General features: G+C 66.2%; 17 protein-coding genes and 1 tRNA gene. 11 read left to right on the top strand and 7 right to left on the bottom strand.

The genetic code is table 11. The features are described 5' to 3' along the window. Nucleotides 1-71 precede the first annotated feature (71 nt). The 7 genes from P0Y64_06445 to P0Y64_06415 all read left to right on the top strand — a co-directional run bounded on the left by P0Y64_06445 (nt 72) and on the right by P0Y64_06415 (nt 5,930). A complete protein-coding gene (locus tag P0Y64_06445) occupies nt 72-875 on the top strand; it encodes a crotonase/enoyl-CoA hydratase family protein (GenBank protein WEK44432.1) in 804 nt (267 codons plus the stop codon). 1 nt (nt 876) lies between these two features. Further along, nucleotides 877-2,382: an acetyl-CoA acetyltransferase gene (locus P0Y64_06440; GenBank protein ID WEK44431.1), complete on the top strand. Its 1,506-nt coding sequence runs from the start codon at nt 877-879 to the stop codon at nt 2,380-2,382. A 175-nt stretch (nt 2,383-2,557) separates the two neighbouring features. Further along, entirely contained in the window at nt 2,558-3,028 is a 471-nt protein-coding gene (rpiB, locus tag P0Y64_06435; protein WEK44430.1) for a ribose 5-phosphate isomerase B, read from the top strand. Then, a complete protein-coding gene (locus P0Y64_06430) occupies nt 3,025-4,332 on the top strand; it encodes a serine hydroxymethyltransferase (GenBank protein WEK44429.1) in 1,308 nt (435 codons plus the stop codon). Before rpiB ends, P0Y64_06430 begins: the two co-directional genes overlap by 4 nt. A gap of 8 nt (nt 4,333-4,340) precedes the next feature. Next, entirely contained in the window at nt 4,341-4,517 is a 177-nt protein-coding gene (locus P0Y64_06425; GenBank protein WEK44428.1) for a small multi-drug export protein, read from the top strand. Between the two features lie 226 nt (nt 4,518-4,743). Further along, a complete protein-coding gene (nrdR, locus tag P0Y64_06420) occupies nt 4,744-5,205 on the top strand; it encodes a transcriptional regulator NrdR (GenBank protein WEK44427.1) in 462 nt (153 codons plus the stop codon). Beyond that, nucleotides 5,202-5,930 (top strand): RNA methyltransferase, encoded by a 729-nt coding sequence (locus tag P0Y64_06415; protein WEK44426.1) that lies wholly within the window; start codon nt 5,202-5,204, stop codon nt 5,928-5,930. Before nrdR ends, P0Y64_06415 begins: the two co-directional genes overlap by 4 nt. A gap of 57 nt (nt 5,931-5,987) precedes the next feature. Here the strand turns inward: P0Y64_06415 and P0Y64_06410 are convergent. From P0Y64_06410 to thiL, 7 genes are all read right to left on the bottom strand, one after another. Continuing rightward, nucleotides 5,988-6,063 (bottom strand) — tRNA-Phe (locus P0Y64_06410). Nucleotides 6,064-6,092: 29 nt separating this feature from the next. Further along, nucleotides 6,093-6,266 carry a DNA gyrase inhibitor YacG gene (yacG, locus tag P0Y64_06405; GenBank protein ID WEK44425.1) on the bottom strand — a complete coding sequence of 58 codons (174 nt, stop codon included), beginning with the start codon at nt 6,264-6,266 and terminating at the stop codon, nt 6,093-6,095. Then, a complete protein-coding gene (locus P0Y64_06400) occupies nt 6,266-7,183 on the bottom strand; it encodes a ribonuclease (GenBank protein ID WEK44424.1) in 918 nt (305 codons plus the stop codon). Before P0Y64_06400 ends, yacG begins: the two co-directional genes overlap by 1 nt. Continuing rightward, nucleotides 7,176-7,757 carry a Maf family protein gene (locus P0Y64_06395; protein ID WEK44423.1) on the bottom strand — a complete coding sequence of 194 codons (582 nt, stop codon included), beginning with the start codon at nt 7,755-7,757 and terminating at the stop codon, nt 7,176-7,178. Before P0Y64_06395 ends, P0Y64_06400 begins: the two co-directional genes overlap by 8 nt. Before the next feature lie 15 nt (nt 7,758-7,772). Next, complete coding sequence (infA, locus tag P0Y64_06390; protein WEK44422.1) at nt 7,773-8,018, bottom strand: translation initiation factor IF-1; 246 nt, start codon at nt 8,016-8,018, stop codon at nt 7,773-7,775. A 131-nt stretch (nt 8,019-8,149) separates the two neighbouring features. After that, the gene (locus P0Y64_06385) at nt 8,150-10,324 is read right to left on the bottom strand and encodes a sodium-translocating pyrophosphatase (GenBank protein WEK44421.1); all 2,175 of its coding nucleotides are present in this window, start codon (nt 10,322-10,324) and stop codon (nt 8,150-8,152) included. Between the two features lie 111 nt (nt 10,325-10,435). Continuing rightward, nucleotides 10,436-11,323, bottom strand: coding sequence for a thiamine-phosphate kinase (thiL, locus tag P0Y64_06380; GenBank protein ID WEK44420.1), 888 nt, complete (start codon nt 11,321-11,323; stop codon nt 10,436-10,438). Nucleotides 11,324-11,412: 89 nt separating this feature from the next. Between thiL and nadB the strand changes: the two genes are divergently transcribed. The 4 genes from nadB (at nt 11,413) to P0Y64_06360 (ending at nt 18,660) form a co-directional block, all read left to right on the top strand. Continuing rightward, nucleotides 11,413-13,005 carry an L-aspartate oxidase gene (nadB, locus tag P0Y64_06375; protein WEK44419.1) on the top strand — a complete coding sequence of 531 codons (1,593 nt, stop codon included), beginning with the start codon at nt 11,413-11,415 and terminating at the stop codon, nt 13,003-13,005. 138 nt (nt 13,006-13,143) lie between these two features. After that, nucleotides 13,144-14,262: a serine hydrolase gene (locus P0Y64_06370; protein WEK44418.1), complete on the top strand. Its 1,119-nt coding sequence runs from the start codon at nt 13,144-13,146 to the stop codon at nt 14,260-14,262. 92 nt (nt 14,263-14,354) lie between these two features. Then, nucleotides 14,355-17,114, top strand: coding sequence for a DNA polymerase I (gene polA / locus P0Y64_06365; protein WEK44417.1), 2,760 nt, complete (start codon nt 14,355-14,357; stop codon nt 17,112-17,114). 28 nt (nt 17,115-17,142) lie between these two features. Beyond that, nucleotides 17,143-18,660, top strand: a complete 1,518-nt coding sequence (locus P0Y64_06360; protein WEK44416.1) for an oligosaccharide flippase family protein — start codon at nt 17,143-17,145, stop codon at nt 18,658-18,660. Nucleotides 18,661-18,785 lie beyond the last annotated feature (125 nt).

The raw sequence follows: 18,785 nt of genomic DNA, 5'->3' as shown, positions 1-18,785 counted from the left end.
GCTGGACGCGGCGGCGATCGCCGCGCTCCTCACCGACAAGATCATTGAACAGGCAGCTTGAAGGAAAACACATGAGTGCTCTTGGTAATGACGCGGTAGTGGTCGAAACGCGCGGCAATGTGATGCTGATCACGATCAACCGGCCGGAGGCGCGCAACGCGGTCAATGCGCACGTCCACGAAGGCGTTGGCGATGCGCTGGCGGCGGCGGATGGCGATCCCGAAATCCGCTGCGTGATCGTCACCGGGGCGGGCGACAAATCCTTCTGCGCCGGTGCCGATCTGGTCGCGCTGTCACGCGGCGAGAGCCTGGTCCCTGCCGACAAGGCGAAGCAGTCATGGGGTTTCGGCGGGATCGTCAGCCACGCGATTTCCAAGCCGGTGATCGCCTGCGTCAATGGCACCGCGCTCGGTGGCGGGCTGGAGATCACGCTGTCGTGCGATCTCGCGGTGGCGGTGGATAGCGCGCAATTCGGCCTGCCGGAACCGAAGCGCGGGCTGTTCGCGGCGGCCGGCGGCGTGTTCCGCCTGCCCGAACAATTGCCGAAGAAGATCGCGATGGAGATGATCCTGACCGGCGAGCCGATCACCGCGCAGCGCGCGCTGGAGCTTGGTCTGATCAACGCCGTCGCCCCGCGCGAGGCGCTGCTCGACACCGCTTTCGCGCTGGCCGAGCGGATCGCGGTCAACGCGCCGCTTTCGGTGCAGGCATCGAAGCGGATGGCGCAGGGCATCGTCGACGGCAAGGTGGCGCGTGAGGAAGCCGCCTGGACGCAGAATCGCAAGGAGACGATGGTGGTCTTCACCAGCGAGGATTCGCGCGAAGGGCCCAAAGCGTTCGCCGAGAAGCGCGCGCCCGTCTGGAAGGCGCGCTGAGGTGGCGATCGATCCCGCACGCGTCGCGGTGATCGTCGGCGTCGGGCAGGTCAATGACCGCCCGACGGACCCGATGCAGGGGCTCGATTCGCTCGGCCTGATGGTCGCCGCGCTGGAGGCGGCGGATCGTGATGCGGGCGGCGGTTGGCTGGCCGATGTTGAATCGGTCGCCGTGATTCAGCAGATCAGTTTCCGCCAGGAGAATCCGCTGGCGCAGAAAGTCGCCGACGGGATCGGATCACGCGCAAGCATCGTCTATGAATCGGTAGGGCCCAATGGCGACAGCCCGATTCTGTTGTTGAACGAGGCGGCCAATCGCATCGCGCGCGGCGACATCACGGTCGCGGCGGTTACCGGTGGGGAGGCGTTGCGCACCGCGAGCCAGCGCGCCGCGATTGCGGCAAAAACGGCGGTGGCGGATCAGAACCCGATCCGCAATCTCGCGAAAGGCCGCGCGCCCGGTTATCGCCAGCTCCACGGCCTGTCCGCGCCGATCGACGTCTATCCGCTTTATGAAAATGCCGGTCGCGCCGCTTACGGGCAGACGCTGGCGCAGGGGCAGCGCGAATCGGGGGAAATCTGGTCGCGCTTCAGCCAGATCGCGGCCGCCACGGAAGCCGCGTGGATTCACGCCCCGAAGACCCCGGACGAGGTGACCGAGGCGACCGCCGACAACCGCCCGATCGCTTTTCCCTACACCAAGCTGATGGTGGCCAATTCCAGCGTCAATCAGGGCGCGGGGTTCATCGTCACCAGCCTTGCCGAAGCGCGGCGGCGCGGGGTGCCGGAGGCGCGGATCATCTATGTCGGGCGTGGCGCGGCGGCGCATGAGGCCGACGATTTCATGGCGCGCGACCGATACGATAAGTCGCCGAGCATGGAAGTGTGCCTCCGGCGTACACTCGAATGGAATGCGGTGAGCGCGGACGATCTCGATTTCGCCGAACTCTATTCGTGTTTCCCATGCGTGCCGAAAATGGCGCGTCGCGTGATCGGCTGGCCGGTGGAGAAGCCCGCGACGGTGTTCGGCGGCCTGACCTTCGGCGGCGGTCCGATCGGCAATTACATGAGCCATGCTGTCGCGGAGATGGTCGATGCGCTCCGTGACGGTGGGGGCGGTAAAGGCCTGCTGTTCGCCAACGGCGGCTTTGCCACGCACAATCACGCGATCGTACTGGGCACGGCCCCATTGCCCGGCGCGGGCGAGGCGCATGATTTCGATTGTCAGGCCGAGGCGGACGCAGCGCGCGGATCCGTACCGGAATTGATCAAGGATTATGCCGGGCCTGCCGAGATCGAAACCTATACCGTCTTCTACGCGCGCGACGGGCAGCCGAAATCGGGCGTCGTGGTGGCGCGCCTGCCCGACGGTAATCGCACGCTGGCGCATGTGCCGGGCGAGGATGCGGCGACGATCGCCTTTCTCACCGACGGCGCGGTCGAACCGGTAGGCACGAACGGCGCGGTGATTGCGTCAGGCGATCTGATGGCCTGGCGGCGCGCGTGATTCTTGCTCCGTCGCCCCGGTACAAGGCCGGGGTGACGGAGTTGTCGCCGGCAGAGGCCGATGGTCCGTCCGCCTGAGGCGGATCCATTCTTCGTATCTTCAACGGTGGCAATCGCGCGGCGGCGCGGCTAAAGGCGCGGGCATTCGTCCATCGCCTTTGAAGGAAGCGCCCCCGATGCGCATCGCCATCGCGTCCGATCACGCCGCCGTCGAGTTGAAGGCCGCGCTTGCGGAATGGTTGCGGGAAAGCGGGCACGACGTGCTCGATCTCGGCACCGATGGCAGTGCGAGCGTCGATTATCCCGATTACGGCTATGCCATCGGCGCCGCGCTGGCGGACGGCCGCGTCGATCGCGGCGTGGCCCTGTGTGGATCGGGAATCGGCATCTCGATCGCGGCGAACCGCAATCCGGCATGCCGCTGCGCCCTGGTCAGCGAGCCGCTTTCCGCGAGCCTCGCGCGCACCCATAATGATGCGAACGCGATCGCGATGGGTGCGCGGCTGGTCGGGCCGGAAATGGCCAAGGCCTGCCTCGAAGCCTTTCTCTCGACCGAATTCGCCGGCGGCCGCCACCAGCACCGCGTCGACAAGCTTTCTGTTTCTGACGGCGCCGGGAGCGCCGCTCAATCGAAGGAGCCAGCATGAGCACGAACCCCGCCTCTCTCCACGACGTGCAGCCTGACGGCTTCTTCACCCGCGGCCTTGCCGATGCCGATCCGGCGGTGTTCGCCGGCGTGGAGCATGAACTTACCCGCGAGCAGACCCAGATCGAGCTGATCGCCAGCGAGAATATCGTCTCCAAGGCGGTGCTGGAGGCGCAGGGCAGCGTCTTCACCAACAAATATGCCGAGGGTTATCCGGGCAAGCGTTATTATCAGGGCTGCCACCCGTCCGACGAGGTCGAGCAGCTCGCGATCGATCGCGCCAAGGAGCTGTTCGGTTGCGGCTTCGCCAACGTCCAGCCGCATTCCGGCGCGCAGGCCAATGGCGCGGTGATGCTGGCGCTCGCCAAGCCGGGCGACACGATCATGGGCCTGTCGCTCGATGCCGGCGGCCACCTTACGCACGGCGCGCGCGCGGCGATGTCGGGCAAGTGGTTCAACGCGGTGCAATATGGCGTAGATGCCAAGACGCACCTGATCGATTTCGACGAGGTTGCCGCCAAGGCGCGCGAGCACAAGCCGAAGCTGATCATCGCAGGCGGCTCGGCCTATCCGCGCCAGATCGACTTCGCGAAATTCCGGGCGATTGCCGATGAAGTCGGCGCGCTGTTCATGGTCGACATGGCGCATTTCGCCGGCCTCGTCGCCGGCGGTGTCCACCCCACGCCGTTCGGCCATGCGCATGTCGTCACCACCACCACGCACAAGACGCTGCGCGGTCCGCGTGGCGGCATGGTGATGACCGATGACGAGGCGATCGCGAAGAAGATCAACTCGGCGGTGTTCCCGGGGTTGCAGGGTGGCCCGCTGATGCACGTCATCGCCGCAAAGGCGGTGGCGTTCGGCGAGGCGCTGCGCCCGGAATTCCGCACCTATGCCGCCGCGATCATCGAAAATGCCAAGGTCTTGGCCGCAACGCTGGCGGAGCGCGGCGCGGCGGTCGTTTCCGGCGGCACCGACACGCATCTCGCGCTGATCGACCTCACCCCGCTCGGCGTGACCGGCAAGGATGCGGACGAGGCGCTGGAGCGTGCGGGCATCACCTGCAACAAGAACGGCATCCCCAATGATCCGCTGCCGCCGGTCAAGACCAGCGGCATTCGCGTCGGCTCCCCCGCTGGCACGACGCGCGGCTTCGGCGCGGCCGAATTCCGCGAGATCGGCAATATGGTCGCCGACGTGCTCGATGGCCTGGCCAAGAACGGCGAAGCCGGCGACGCACAGGTTGAGGCGCATGTCAGGGAACGAGTTAGCGCCTTGTGCGCTCGTTTCCCTATCTATCAGTGAGGGATGACATGTCGAAGATCGACGAAGTGCAGGACAATGTGAAAAACACGCCGGGTCTCGGCAAGAAGATGGCGAAATACGGCGCGGTCGGCGCGGTGCTCGCGATCCCGTTGCCCTTCGTCGGCCCTGTGCTGGGCGCGATCGTCGGCGCGGGCGTCGCTTATGCGAGGCGCGACAAGAATTAGTCGCCGGATTCAGCATCGCTGAATTCGCAGCCGGTATCGGCCCGCTTCCTCACCCCACCTCCTACATCAGTATCCTGAATGGGAGATGGGATGGGGGAGCGGGCCGGCGCCGCATCGAGCTACTGCACCGGCCCGCTCTCCTGCCTGACTTCCCATTCGGCGCCAGCTGTGGGAAATGCGGCGGGAGAGCGGGCCGGCCCCGTTTTATCGTTAGGAATTGAACCCGATGCGCTGCCCATTCTGTGGCCATGATGCGAGCCAGGTGAAGGACAGCCGCCCTACCGACGATGGTGCCGCGATCCGTCGCCGGCGGCAGTGCGAGGGCTGCGCCGCGCGCTTCACGACGTTCGAGCGCATCCAGCTCCGCGATCTGGTGGTGATGAAAAGCCATGATCGCCGCGAATCGTTCGAGCGCGAAAAACTGATCCGCTCGATCGGCATCGCCGCGCGCAAGCGCCCGATCGATGGGATCGCGATCGAGCGGCTCGTTTCGGGCATCCAGCGCCAGCTCGAAACCAGCGGCGACGGCGAGGTTACCTCAAAGCGGATCGGCGAAATGGTGATGGAGGGGCTGAAGGTGCTCGATTCAGTCGCTTATATTCGCTTCGCCTCGGTCTATCGCGATTTCAACGAAGCGCGCGATTTCGAGGAATTTGCCGGCAACGTCGAGGAAGCGGGGCGCGGGTGAGCGTCGCGCCACCTCCCGTCATCGTTCTGGTCCGCCCGCAGCTTGCCGAGAATATCGGCAAGGCGGCGCGCGCGATGCTCAATTTCGGGCTGGTCGAGATGCGGCTCGTCACGCCGCGAGACGGCTGGCCCAACGCGCTCGCGGGCCCGGTCGCCTCGGGCGCGGACATCGTGCTGGAACGGGCGCAATTGTTTGATAGCGTCGCCGATGCGGTGGCCGATTGCGCGCACGTCTATGCGACGACGGTGCGCAAGCGCGGCGTGACCAAGCCGGTGGTGACGCCGGAGGTCGCGGCGCGCGAGATACGTGGTGCAAGCGAGCGTTCCGCGATCCTGTTCGGCCCGGAGCGCGCTGGCCTCGAAACCGACGATGTGGCACTCGCGCGGAAAATCCTGACCGTGCCGATCAACCCGGAATTCGGCAGCCTCAATCTCGCGCAGGCGGTGATTCTGGTCGCCTATGAATGGTCGAAGGGTGAGGCGCTCGCCAGCCCGCCGACGACCGATCTTGCCCCGCCCGCGCCGCATGAGGAGCTGGAAGGCATGATGGGGCAGCTCGATGGGATGCTGGAGGAAGCGAATTTCTTCTTCCCACCCGATCGCACGCCCACGATCAAGCGCACCCTGCGGACATTGCTCACCAAGCCCGGCTGGTCGAGCCAGGAAGTGCGCACGATGCGTGGCGTGCTGTCGGCGCTGGCCGGAAAAAAAGCGAAACGCGGCTGAGCGCCCGGGGCGTTCAGTTCGCTTTGCGCAGGGGGTGAAGCATCATCCGGGAAGGGATGGTGCCCAGGGACGGGATCGAACCGCCGACACTGCGATTTTCAGTCGCATGCTCTACCAACTGAGCTACCTGGGCATAACCGACGAGCGCCGGAGCCGCGCTCTCTAGTCGGGGTCTTTGCCGCTGTCCAGCCCGTTCGGATCGATCGGCGAACCGGGCAGGCGATATCCCTCGCCGAGCCATTGCAACAGATCGCGATCCTTGCAGCCGCGGCTGCAAAACGGCGTGAATTCCGGCGCCGTCGGGCGGCGGCAGATCGGGCAGGCGGTTTTCGACATCACTGCAATATAGGGGTGCGGCCGGTGCGACGCACCAGCTCCGCGAGCCAATCCGCGCGCGATTCGATTCGCGCGGCGACGGCGGGCGGCAGTCGATGGCTATTGGGTGCGCCGGGCGGGGTCCGCTCGATCTGGCGCAGCGTAGCGAGCGCGGCGCTGTTGACGGGATCGGCGCGCAGCAATTCGGGGAGCGACGCGCGCGGGCGCGGGCGGACGATCTGCAGGAAACCGAAGCCGTTCATCGCCGTGCGCTCGAACGGTTGCGGCAGGCCGGCATCGATCGCGGCGGCGACGCGCTGGCGCGCTTCCTTGCCCTGAATGGTCGGGAAGTCGATGCCGATCGAGCCGCCCACTCCGTGCCGCACGATCGCGGCCGCGACCGCCGCCGCGGCGCGCTCGGCAAGCGCATCGAGCGGGCCATCGCCATCGACGTCGAACAATGTCATCGCGGGCGTCGGCGACATGCGCAGCGCGCCGCCGGAGAAGACGATGTCGCCGGTCAGCGCCTCGTCCAGCACCTCTGACCATCCCGCCGCCTCCAGCGCGTCCGGCTCGTGCGCCCGGAGCGTCCGCACAGGGCCTTCGAGCGTCTCGCGCAGGGACGGGGCCGCACGGGGCGGTGCATCGGTGGAGACGACGCGGGGGAGCTTGAGGCGGCCCGGTTCTGGTAGCGCCTCCCGCGTTACCTCTACATTCAGCCGTGCACCGAGCGTCAGGCCCGGCGGCGTGCGCGTGAGCGTCGCGGTCGTGCCGTCGGGAAGGCGCACGAGGCCGGGCTCGAATAATTGTGCGGTATAGACCGCGCCGAGCCGTGGCCCGGCATCATCACGTTCGATTCGGGCACACAGGATGCGGTCGTCCGCGATCAGCGCGGCGCGCGTCTCGCCGATGCCCTCTTCAAGCAGCCATTCAGCCAAGGTCGATACCAGCCGTGCGCAGCAGCGCGGCTGTTTCGTAAAGCGGCAGGCCGACCACGCCGGAATGCGAGCCGTCCAGGCGGCGCACCCATGTTTCGGCATGGCCCTGAATGGCATAGCCGCCAGCTTTGCCCATTCCCTCGCCGCCGGCGATATAAGCGTCGATCTCGGATGCGGAGAGTGGCTTGAACACCACCAGCGTATCGGAAAGCCGCTCGCGCAACCGGCCCTCGGCATCGATCACCGCGACCGACGAGAGGCAATGGTGGCGGCGCCCGGCAAGCAGGTTGAGCATCCAGCGCAGTTCGTCCGCATCGGCGGGCTTGCCGAGAATCCGCCGCCCGACCGCGATCGTCGTGTCGGCGGCGAGGATTATCTCATTGGGTGCCCGTTCGACCGCACGGGCCTTGGCGATGGCGACGCGGCGGACATAATCGCGCGGGGTTTCGCCCTTCAGCGGGGTTTCATCGACATCGGGCGCAACGATGCGCGCCGGGGTCACGCCGATGCGCGCCAGCAGATCGCGCCGCCGGGGCGACGCGGAGGCGAGAACGAGAGCCGGACCGGAGGGCATGCGCCCGCCCGCGCCTTATTGCGGGCCGGGGCCGCCGCGACCGGGCATGAAGCGGTAGGTGATGCGCCCCTTGGTCAGGTCATAGGGGGTCAGCTCGACCAGCACCTCGTCGCCCACCAGCACGCGGATGCGGTTCTTGCGCATCTTGCCGGCGGTGTGGCCGAGGATCTCGTGATCGTTCTCAAGCCGGACGCGGAACATCGCGTTGGGCAGCAGCTCGACCACCTGGCCGCGCATCTCGAGGAGTTCTTCTTTCGCCAAACAAATATCTTTCGGGAATGGAGGGCGCGCGCGCCCTTAGCGGAAAGGGCGGGTTTTGGGAAGCGCGAGGCACAAAAAGCCCGCCCGGAGCGGATCCGGGCGGGCCATCTAGACCATATCGACGGTGCTTGTCAGCCCGCGACGTGACCGGCCAGCGCGGCGAGCAGCAATAGCGCTACGATATTGGTGATCTTGATCATCGGATTCACCGCCGGGCCGGCGGTATCCTTGTAAGGATCGCCCACGGTGTCGCCGGTGACGGCGGCCTTGTGCGCTTCCGATCCCTTGCCGCCGTAATGTCCGTCTTCGATATATTTCTTGGCGTTATCCCATGCGCCGCCGCCCGAGGTCATCGAGAGCGCGACGAACAGGCCGGAGACGATCACGCCGAGCAGCATCGCGCCGAGCGCGGCGAAGCCGGCCGCCTGATCCTCCACGCCGGTGACGACGAAATAGAGCACGATCGGCGAGAGCACCGGCAGCAGCGACGGCACGATCATCTCGCGGATCGCCGCACGGGTGACAAGATCGACGGTGCGGCCGTAATTGGGCCGGCTCGTTCCTTCCATGATGCCCGGATTGTCGCGGAACTGCCCGCGCACTTCCTCCACCACCGCGCCCGCCGCGCGGCCCACCGCCGTCATGCCGAATGCTCCGAACAAATAGGGGAGCAGGGCGCCGAGCAGCAGCCCGACGATGACATAGGGGTTGGAGAGGCTGAAATCGACCTGCGTATCCGGGAAATAGGTTTGCAGATCGGTGGTATAGGCGCCGAACAGCACCAGCGCGGCAAGCCCCGCCGAGCCGATGGCATAGCCCTTGGTCACGGCCTTGGTGGTATTGCCCACCGCATCGAGCGCGTCGGTCTTGTGGCGCACGTCATCGGGCAGGCCGGCCATTTCCGCGATGCCGCCGGCATTGTCGGTAACCGGGCCGTAAGCGTCGAGCGCCACGACCATCCCGGCGAGTGCCAGCATCGAGGTCGCGGCAAAGGCGATGCCGATGATCCCGGCGAACTTATAGGCGGCGATCACCGCGATCACGATCACCAGCGTGGGGAGCGCGGTCGCCTCAAGGCTGACGGCAAGGCCCTGGATGACATTGGTCCCGTGGCCGGTCTCCGATGCCTTGGCGATCGATTTCACCGGGCGATAATTGGTGCCGGTGTAATATTCGGTGATCCACACGATCAGCGCGGTCACGGCGAGGCCGATCATCATGCACCAGAACAGGTCCATGCCGGTAAAGCCGGCGCCCGCCATCACCGGCGCGACGGGTGCGGACAAATCGCCGCCCAATGCGTCGCTCGACTGATCGAGGAAGCCCGATGCACCAATCGGCGCGTTGAGATCGCCCAGGGTGAACTTCGTGGCGAACCAGATCGCCGGGATCGACAGCAGCGCAGAGGTGCCGAAGCCCTTGTAGAGCGCGCCCATGATCGAGGTGCCGCCGCCGAGACGGACCATATAGGTGCCGATGATCGAGGTGATGATGCACACCCCGCCAACCATCAGCGGCAGCGTCATCAGTTTCGTCAGTTCGGCGGCATCGGCGTGGATCAGCAGCGCGATCGACACCATCGTCACGCCCAGCGTCACGACATAGGTTTCGAACAGATCGGCCGCCATGCCCGCGCAATCGCCGACATTGTCGCCGACGTTATCGGCGATCACGGCGGGGTTGCGGGGATCGTCCTCCGGGATGCCCGCCTCGACCTTGCCGACGAGATCGGCGCCGACGTCCGCTGCCTTGGTGAAGATGCCGCCGCCGAGACGGGCGAAGATCGAGATCAGCGATGCGCCGAACGCCAATGCGGTCAGCGATTCAACGATCACCCGGTCGTTCGGCGCATGGCCGGCCGGGCCGGTGAGATACCAGAAGAAGGTTGCGATCGCGAGCAGCCCCAGCCCCGCGACGAGCATGCCGGTAACCGCGCCGGAGCGGAACGCCAGCGTCAGCGCCCCCTGCAGCGATCCCCGCGCGGCCTCCGCCGTGCGGACGTTGGCGCGCACCGAGATGTTCATGCCGACGAAGCCCGCCACGCCTGACAGGATCGCGCCGATGACGAACCCGATCGTGGAGGTGTGGCCGAGCGTCACCGCAAGGATCACCGCGACGATCACGCCGACGATGGCGATGGTGGTATATTGCCGTGCCAGATAGGCTTTTGCGCCTTCCTGGATGGCGGCCGCGATATCCTGCATTCGTTCGTTGCCCGGCGATGCGCTGAGCACCTGCCGGCTGGTGACGAAGCCATAGACTACGGCCAGGATGCCGCAGAGGATGGCGATAGTGACGGTCGTCATCGCATTCCTTCCCCTATTCTGTTCTCCCGTGTCGAAGGCTTTTGCCCTTTAAAAGACACGGATAGGGCAAAGGCGTATAGAGCGCCCGGCGCGCGCGCAAGCCGCCCCGCGTCAGGCGCGGTGTTCGAAGCCGAGGCGGGGAGGAAGCGGCACGGCGCGATCGCCGTCGACCAGCGTAAGGCCGGTTCCTTCGGCAAAGCAGCCGACACGCGTAGCGGGCGCGGGGATCGCCGAACCCGGCGCGGCGGCGAACAATAGCTGATAATCGTCGCCAGCGGTTGCCGCCGCCAGCACATCCCAGCCGAACGCGCGATAATCCGCCGACAGCGGGACGCGCGCGAGGTCGATCGTCACCGCGCAGCCGCTCGCCGCAGCCATCCGCCACGCGTCGATCAACAGGCCGTCAGACACGTCCATCATCGCATGGACATGGGGGGCGAGCAGCCGCCCCTCTTCGATGCGCGGGCGCGGGCGGCGATAGGCCGCGAGCAACGCGGGCGGCCCATCCGCGCCCTGGGCAATGGCAAGGCCGGCGCCCGCGTCTCCGATCGTGCCGGTAACCCACAATTCATCGCCGGGCCTCGCCCCGCTCCGTGCCGGCGCAATGGCGTCAGCGCCGATCGCAGTGAGCGTCAGCACGCGCGGCGCGCCAGCCGGTAGCGATATCGTGTCGCCGCCGAGGAGCGGGCAATCGAACGCCGCCAACGCCGCCGCCAGCCCCGCGAGGAAGGCACGATCCCAGCGATCGTCGCCCAGCGGGTAGTTGAGCAGCACGCCTTCCGGCCGTGCGCCCTTGGCGGCGAGATCGGAGAGGTTGGTCGCCACCAGCTTCCACGCGACATCCTCCGCCGGATCGTCGGGGAGGAAATGCACCCCCTCGACCAGCGTATCGGTGGTGAGGATGAACCCGCCGAGCCGCGCGGTATCGTCGGCCAATCCCAGCGCGCCGGCATGGAGTGGAAGCCGGCGCAGCGCGGCGATGAACTCGGCCTCGATCATGCGGCGGGCTATAAGTTCTTGTCGGTGTGCATGGAAGACAACACACATAGCCATTGTCGCGCGGCGCAACTTTCGTGCAACAGGGCGGCATGACCCAGCCCGTTCACGCAACCAGCGACGTTCTCATCGTCGGGTCCGGCGCTGCCGGGCTGACCGCAGCGCTCAATCTCGCCGATCGCTTCAAGGTGACGGTGCTGGCGAAAGGCGCGCTCAACGAGGGCTCGACCGCCTGGGCGCAGGGCGGCATCGCCGCGGTGCTGGAGCCGGGCGATACGTTCGAAAGCCATATCGAGGACACGATGATCGCGGGCGCGGGCCTCAACGATCGCGCGACCGTCGAATTCGTGGTGGAAAACGCCCCGGCCGCGATCCACCAGTTGCAGGCGCTGGGCGTGCCCTTCGCGACCGAGGGGGATACGCTGCACCTGACGCGCGAGGGCGGGCATTCGCACCGCCGGATCGTCCATGTCGATGACGCGACCGGCTGGGCGGTGCAGGAAGCCCTGCAGCGCGCCGCGGAGAAGCATCCCAATATCACCCTCGTTCCCGATCAGGTGGCGATCGATCTCGCCACCAGCCGGCATGAGGAGCGTTATTCCGGCGCGGGCAACGTGTGGGGGGTATATGCGGCCGATCGCCGCACCGGGCGCGTCAACCTTTACACCGCGCGCGCGACGATCCTCGCCACCGGCGGCGCGGGGCGCACCTATCTGTTCTCCACCGCGCCGCGCGGCGCGACGGGGGACGGGATTGCGATGGCGTGGCGTGCCGGGTGTCGCATCTCGAACATGGAATTCATGCAATTCCACCCGACCTGCCTCTACAATCTGGAGGTCAAGAACTTCCTCATCACCGAGGCCGTGCGCGGCGAGGGCGGGCAGCTCAAAATTCCCGAAACCGGCTATCGCTTCATGCCCGATTTCGATCCCCGCGCCGAGCTTGCCCCGCGCGACGTGGTGGCGCGCGCGATCGACCATGAGATCAAGCGGCTCGGCCTCGATTACGTCCATCTCGACATCAGCCATATGCCGGCCGATTTCGTGCGCGGGCATTTCCCCAATATCTACGAAAAGCTGCTCGGTCTCGGCATCGACATGACGACGCAGCCGATCCCGGTGGTGCCGGCGCAGCATTACACCTGTGGCGGTATCGTCATCGATCGTGACGGGTGCACGGACCTGCCGGGTCTTTACGCGGCGGGCGAGTGCACGCAGTCCGGCCTGCATGGCGCGAACCGGCTCGCGTCCAATTCATTGCTCGAATGCTTCGTGTTCGGCGAGGCGGCGGCGAAGCATATCGCGGCCAATTGGGACAGCTTCGGCCCCGTGCCCGCGATCCGCGCATGGGATGAAAGCCGCGTCACCGATTCCGACGAGGAAGTGGTGATCAAGCAGAACTGGACCGAGATCCGCCGCTTCATGTGGAATTACGTCGGCATCGTGCGCAGCACCAAGCGGCTGGAGCGCGCCGCGCACCGCATCAAGCTGCTGACCGATGAGGTTGGCGATTATTACGGCCATTTTCGCGTCACGCCCGATCTGATCGAGCTGCGCAACCTGCTCCAGACCGCCGATCTGATCGTGCGTTCCGCGTTGCAGCGGCATGAGAGCCGGGGGCTGCATTATACGATCGACTGGCCCGAAACGCTGCCCGAGGCGCGCGATACGATTCTCGTTCCGTGAATCTGTCGCGCATCAGGCGCGGTTCATCGCGATTGTGCCAAGCCTATGTTTTCTTTCGATGCGCGGATCGGGTTTAACCTGATCTTCGGGTCGGGTGGGCATGATTTGAGTATGGCGGGTTCGTCGCTACGGTGGTTGATGGCAGGGCTGGGGGCACTGGTGCTGGCCGCCTGCGGATCCGGTACGCGGCCCGGCGCGAGTGGGGTCGCGCTTACGCCATCCTATGTCGCCGCTCCCGCTTATGTCGTTTCGTTGCCCGTGCCGCGCGTGATGACGCCGCGCCGCAACGATCCCCCGCGTGCGCTGGTCGAGCGCGTCGATGCGCTGGTGCGGGGCTTCCCCGGCATCGCCGGCGTCGCGATCCGCGCGGTGGATGAAGGATGGACGGTGGAGGCTGGCGGGCGCCGCCGGATGCCGCAGCAGAGCGTGAGCAAATTGTGGGTCGCGATGACCGTGCTCGATCAGCGCGATTCCGGCCGGCTGAAGCTCGACGATCCGGTAACGGTCTATCCGGCCGATCTAACCCTGTTCCATCAGCCGATTGCCGGGCTGGTCAAGCCGGCCGGATATCAGACGACCGTGGGCGGTCTGCTGGCCCGTGCGCTCACGCAAAGCGACAATACTGCGAACGATCGCTTGCTGTCGCTGGTCGGCGGCCCCAGCGCGGTGCGCGCTTTCGTTGAGCGCAAGCAGCTCGGCGATATCCGCTTTGGTCCGGGTGAACGGCTGCTCCAGTCGAAGACCGCCGGGCTGACGTGGCAGCAGAGCTATTCGCTCGGCAATGGTTTCGAAATCGCGCGCTCGCGGCTCGCGCCCGAAGTGCGCGCGGCGGCGTTGCAGGCCTATATCTCCGATCCGCCCGATGGCGCGGCGCCGCTCGCTATCGCGGATGCGCTGGCGCGGCTGGCGCGCGGCGAGCTGCTGTCCGAAACGTCGACGCGCTATCTGTTGAGCACGATGGGTGCGTCCGTCACGGGGCGCGCGCGGCTTCGCGCGGCGCTGCCGCCGGGCTGGTCGATCCAGCATAAGACCGGGACGGGGCAGGAACTTGGCCGCCGCAATGCCGGCTTCAACGATGTCGGGCTGCTCACCGCGCCGGACGGACGGCGCTATGCGATCGCGGTGATGATCGGCGATACGACGCGCCCGATGCGCGAACGGCAGTTGCTGATCCAGGCCGCCGCGAGCGCGCTGACCGGCTATCGCGTCGATAATCGCGCCTTCGCATCGACCGACGACGACGCGCCGGGAAGCTGAGGGTTCGCCAGCGCGAATTTTTTGTAACTTCCAATCCCGCGGATGCGACAAGCGGGATTGGTCCGCCGCGCGATCCGGGCTATCCCGCGCCGATGCCGCACCTCTATCTCGTCGATGGCTCGGGCTATATCTTCCGCGCCTATCACGTCCTGCCGAAGCTCACTAACCGGCATGGCGAGCCCGCCGGCGCGGTTTATGGTTACACTTCCATGCTATGGAAACTAGCCAACGAGTTGCATCAGGCGGATGGCCCGACCCACCTCGCGGTGATCCTCGACAAGTCGGGGCACACCTTCCGCAACGAGATGTACGACAAGTATAAGGCGCAGCGGCCGCCCGCGCCGGAAGATCTCGTCCCGCAATTCCCGATGATCCGCGACGCGACGCGCGCCTTCTCGCTGCCATGCATCGAAGAACAGGGATGGGAGGCAGACGATCTGATCGCCTCTTATGCCAAGGCCGCACTGGCGCAGGGCTGGCAGGTGACGGTGATCAGTTCCGACAAGGATCTGATGCAGCTGCTGACTGAGCCCGGCATCGACATGCTCGACACGATGAAGGATCGGCGGATCGGGCCGGAAGCGGTAATCGAGAAGTTCGGCGTCGGCCCGGAAAAGCTTGGCGAAGTGCTGGCGCTGATGGGCGACAGTGTCGACAACGTCCCCGGCGTCCCCGGCGTCGGCCCCAAAACCGCCGCCAAGCTGATCAACGAATATGGTGATGTCGAAGCCGTGCTCGCCGCCGCGCCCGGGATGAAGGCCGGCAAGCTGCGCGAGAATCTGATCGAACATGCCGATATGGCGCGGCTGAGCCGCCAATTGGTCGAGCTGGCAAGCGACGTGCCGCTGCCGCAGCCGCTTGAAGAGATGGCGTTGAACGGCATTCCGGAGGCGCCGCTGCGCGCGTTTCTGGAGCATCACGGGTTCAAGACGTTGCTCGGCAAGCTTGGGCAGGTGGCGGATGCGCCGCAGCCAGCGCCCTCCGCCGCGGTCGCGCTTGAGGAAGAGCCGCCGTGCGATCACGACAGTTACGAGACGGTGGCCGATGAGGCGACGCTGGATCGCTGGATCGCGGAGGCGCGGCATCAGGGCTTCGTCGCGATCGACACCGAAACGACCGCCAAGGATCCGATGCTCGCCGAACTGGTCGGCATCAGCATGGCGCTAGCCCCGAACCGTGCCTGCTATATCCCGCTCGCGCACGGTGGCAGCGACATGTTCGCCGAAAAGCCGGTGCAGATCGATCGCGATGTGGCGCTGGCCAGGCTCCGTCCCCTGTTCGAGGACGCGGGCGTGCTCAAGATCGGGCACAATCTGAAATACGATCTGACCGTGCTGGCTCGGCTGGACATCGACGTCGCGCCTTATGACGATTCGATCGTGATGAGCTTCGACCTCGACGCAGGCCTGCATGGGCACGGCATGGACGAGCTGGCCGCTACGCATCTATCGCATTCGTGCATCGCGTATAAGGATGTGGTCGGCACCGGGAAGAAGCAGCTCGGTTTCCATGAGATCGATCTCAAGACCGCCACTCGCTACGCGGCGGAAGATGCTGATGTGACGCTGCGGTTGTGGCGGCGTTTCCGTGCCCGGCTCCCGGTCGAGGGCGCGACGCGCATCTATGAGATGGTCGATCGCCCGCTCATTTCCGTGATCGCGCGGATGGAGCGCCACGGAATCAAGGTCGATCGTGAGCGGCTGGCGCAACTTAGCCGTGGCTTCGATACTGAAATCGCCCGCTTGGAAACCGCGATTCACGGCCTCGCTGGCGGCCCGTTCACCATCGGCAGCCCCAAACAATTGGGCGACGTGCTGTTTGAGCGGATGGGGATCAAGGGTGGCCGTAAGGGCAAGTCCGGCGTCTATTCCACCGACGTGACCGAGATGGAGCGGATCGCCGCCGACAAGGATTCGCCGGGCGCGGAAATCGCCGCGCGTGTACTCGACTGGCGCCAGCTCACCAAGCTTAAGAACACCTACACCGATACGTTGCAGGAGCAGATCCACCCGGCGACGGGCCGCGTCCACACTAGCTACAGCCTGACGGGCGCGCAGACCGGACGCCTGTCGTCGACCGACCCTAACCTCCAAAATATCCCGATCCGTACCGAGACCGGGCGCCAGATTCGCCATGCTTTCGTGGCAGAACCGGGCAATGTCATCTTGGCGGCCGATTATTCGCAGATCGAGCTGCGGCTCGCCGCGCACATGGCCGATGTGCCTGCGCTGAAGGAGGCGTTCGCACGCGGCGACGACATCCACTCGCTCACGGCGCAGGAATTGTTCGGCGAGTTGAATCGCGACACCCGCGCGCGCGCCAAGACGATCAACTTCGCGATCCTCTATGGCATCAGCCGCTGGGGCCTCGCTGGACGGCTCGACGTCACGCCGGACGAGGCGCAGGCGATGATCGATCGCTATTTCGAGCGTTTCCCCGGCATTAACCGCTATATCGCCGAAACGCTGACCAACGCGCGCGACCGCGGTTTCACCGAGACACTGTTCGGCCGCAAGACGCATTTCCCGCGCATCAAATCCAAGGTGCAGCATGAACGGCAGGGCGCCGAACGCGCGGCGATCAACGCGCCGATTCAGGGATCGTCGGCGGATATCATCAAGCGCGCGATGGCGCGGATGGAGCCGGCGCTGGCCGCGGCGGGGCTTACCGGCACGCGGATGCTGCTTCAGGTGCACGACGAATTGGTGTTCGAGCTTCCGGTGGGCGAGGTGGATGCCGCGCGCCCGGTGATCGAACGCGTGATGGCGACCGCCGCCGAGCCGGTGGTGAAGCTCGATGTGCCGCTCGCGGTGGAGATCGGTGTCGGTGAAAGCTGGGGGGCGGCGCATTGACAGATCGCAGGCGCGAGGAGCGCCAGCAATGAGCGAATCGTCGGAAGACATCGCCACGCTCGCTAAGGGTGGCCGCACCAATGTCGCGGGTTTCATCCTGCGGCTTCTGGCGCGCATCCCGTTCCTGTTCATCGCGGGGCGGCTCTATGGCCCGGATCTCGTCGGCCGCTTCGCGATAGCGGTCGTGGTGGTCGAACTGGCCGCGCTGGTTTCCACGCTTGGGCTGAAGCGCGGGCTTGCGCAGGCGCTGGCGACGACCGAGCGACCGCATGTCCATGTCGTCTGGGATGCGATGGTGCTCGGCGGCATCCTCAGCCTCGCGGCGAGTGGGGTGCTGTGGGTGTTTCCGGAGGTAATGTATCCAAATAGCTATGTCGGCGGGCTCGATCGTTATCTGCCGCTGATCATTCTGGCGATCGCCTGGTCCGACATCAGCCTGGCGGCACTCGCCTATCGGCTGAACGTGCGCGCGACGGTGACGGCGCGGGCGGTGGTGGAGCCGTGGACGATATCGATCGCGGCATGGATATTCTCGTTCTTCACGACGCGCGACGGGCTGGTCCTCGCCTATGTCTCGTCGATGATCGCGGCGCTGACGGCGAGCCTCATTCCGTTCATCCGCAGCTATGGCCTGCCGCGCGGCTGGTCCCCGCACCTGACCGAATTGTTCGCGCTGGCACGTCGCAACATACCGCTCGCCGGGGCCGACGCGCTGGAATGGGGGACGCGCAACGTCGACCGCTTCATCCTCGGCATAATGTTCGAGCCGAAGATCGTCGGCATTTACTATATGGCGCAACAGGTCGCCTCGTTGCCGCAGAAGCTGAAAACCTCATTCGATCCGATCCTCGGCCCGGTGATCACCCGCAATCTGGCGAGCGACAATCGCGCGGCGATCGCGGCACAGGTGCGCCAGGTGGCGTTCTGGATCATCGCCGCGCAGGGCGGGCTGGCGCTGATGGGATCGATCCCCGGCGAAGCAGTGATGGGCATCGTCGGGCCGCAATTCGTCGCGGGGACCGCCGCGCTCGCGTTCCTGCTCACCGCCGAGGTGCTGGCGTCGACCGGGGCGGTGTGCGAATCCGCGCTCGTTTATATGGCGCGGCATCGCAATCTGATGATTTCGGCCGCGATGCTGTCGTTTCAGGTGGTGCTGAGCTTCGCGCTGATCTTCGGGATGCGCGAACTGGGCTGGCCGGTGGCGTTTCAGGCGGCGGGCCCCGCGGTGGCGCTGATGCTGAGCCTTGCCATGACCTCGGTGGTGAAAGCGCGGGTGCTCGGCCACCTGCTGCACGCGCCGGTGTCACCGCTGCGCTGGCCGCTGCTGTGGGCGGCGCTGGCGGCGATCGCAGTGGGGGCGGCCTTCACGATGCTGCCGCACCGCTTCGAATGGGCTGAGGTGATCATCGGCATTCCCGCGATCGCGGCGGTATATCTGTTCGTGTTGTGGCGCTGGGCATTCGGCCCCGCCGACCGCGCCCTGTTTGGCAAGATGCCGCGCGCCGATGAGGCGACGCTGCCCAATGTCGGTGCGATCACGCGCTAGACGAGGTCGCCATTCGGCGCATGCGGGCGGTGGAAATAGCGGTTTCCGGCGCGTCGGGAATTATGCTTCGGGCACGCCATGCTGCTGGCCACCCTGCTGAGCGCATGGCACCAGCCCGCCCCCTC

It is taken from the genome of Candidatus Sphingomonas colombiensis (genome assembly GCA_029202845.1).
GTDB classification, from domain to species: Bacteria; Pseudomonadota; Alphaproteobacteria; order Sphingomonadales; family Sphingomonadaceae; genus Sphingomonas; species Sphingomonas colombiensis.
Note: the sequence above shows the minus strand (reverse complement) of the source record. Positions and strands in the feature narration are given on the sequence as shown.

Coding starts and splice junctions, on each gene's coding strand:
- P0Y64_06445 (WEK44432.1), top strand. CDS start 72: ATGAGTGCTCTTGGTAATGACGCGGTAGTGGTCGAAACGCGCGGCAAT.
- rpiB (WEK44430.1), top strand. CDS start 2,558: ATGCGCATCGCCATCGCGTCCGATCACGCCGCCGTCGAGTTGAAGGCC.
- P0Y64_06430 (WEK44429.1), top strand. CDS start 3,025: ATGAGCACGAACCCCGCCTCTCTCCACGACGTGCAGCCTGACGGCTTC.
- P0Y64_06425 (WEK44428.1), top strand. CDS start 4,341: ATGTCGAAGATCGACGAAGTGCAGGACAATGTGAAAAACACGCCGGGT.
- nrdR (WEK44427.1), top strand. CDS start 4,744: ATGCGCTGCCCATTCTGTGGCCATGATGCGAGCCAGGTGAAGGACAGC.
- yacG (WEK44425.1), bottom strand. CDS start 6,266: ATGTCGAAAACCGCCTGCCCGATCTGCCGCCGCCCGACGGCGCCGGAA.
- P0Y64_06395 (WEK44423.1), bottom strand. CDS start 7,757: ATGCCCTCCGGTCCGGCTCTCGTTCTCGCCTCCGCGTCGCCCCGGCGG.
- P0Y64_06385 (WEK44421.1), bottom strand. CDS start 10,324: ATGACGACCGTCACTATCGCCATCCTCTGCGGCATCCTGGCCGTAGTC.
- thiL (WEK44420.1), bottom strand. CDS start 11,323: ATGATCGAGGCCGAGTTCATCGCCGCGCTGCGCCGGCTTCCACTCCAT.
- nadB (WEK44419.1), top strand. CDS start 11,413: ATGACCCAGCCCGTTCACGCAACCAGCGACGTTCTCATCGTCGGGTCC.
- P0Y64_06370 (WEK44418.1), top strand. CDS start 13,144: ATGGCAGGGCTGGGGGCACTGGTGCTGGCCGCCTGCGGATCCGGTACG.
- polA (WEK44417.1), top strand. CDS start 14,355: ATGCCGCACCTCTATCTCGTCGATGGCTCGGGCTATATCTTCCGCGCC.
- P0Y64_06360 (WEK44416.1), top strand. CDS start 17,143: ATGAGCGAATCGTCGGAAGACATCGCCACGCTCGCTAAGGGTGGCCGC.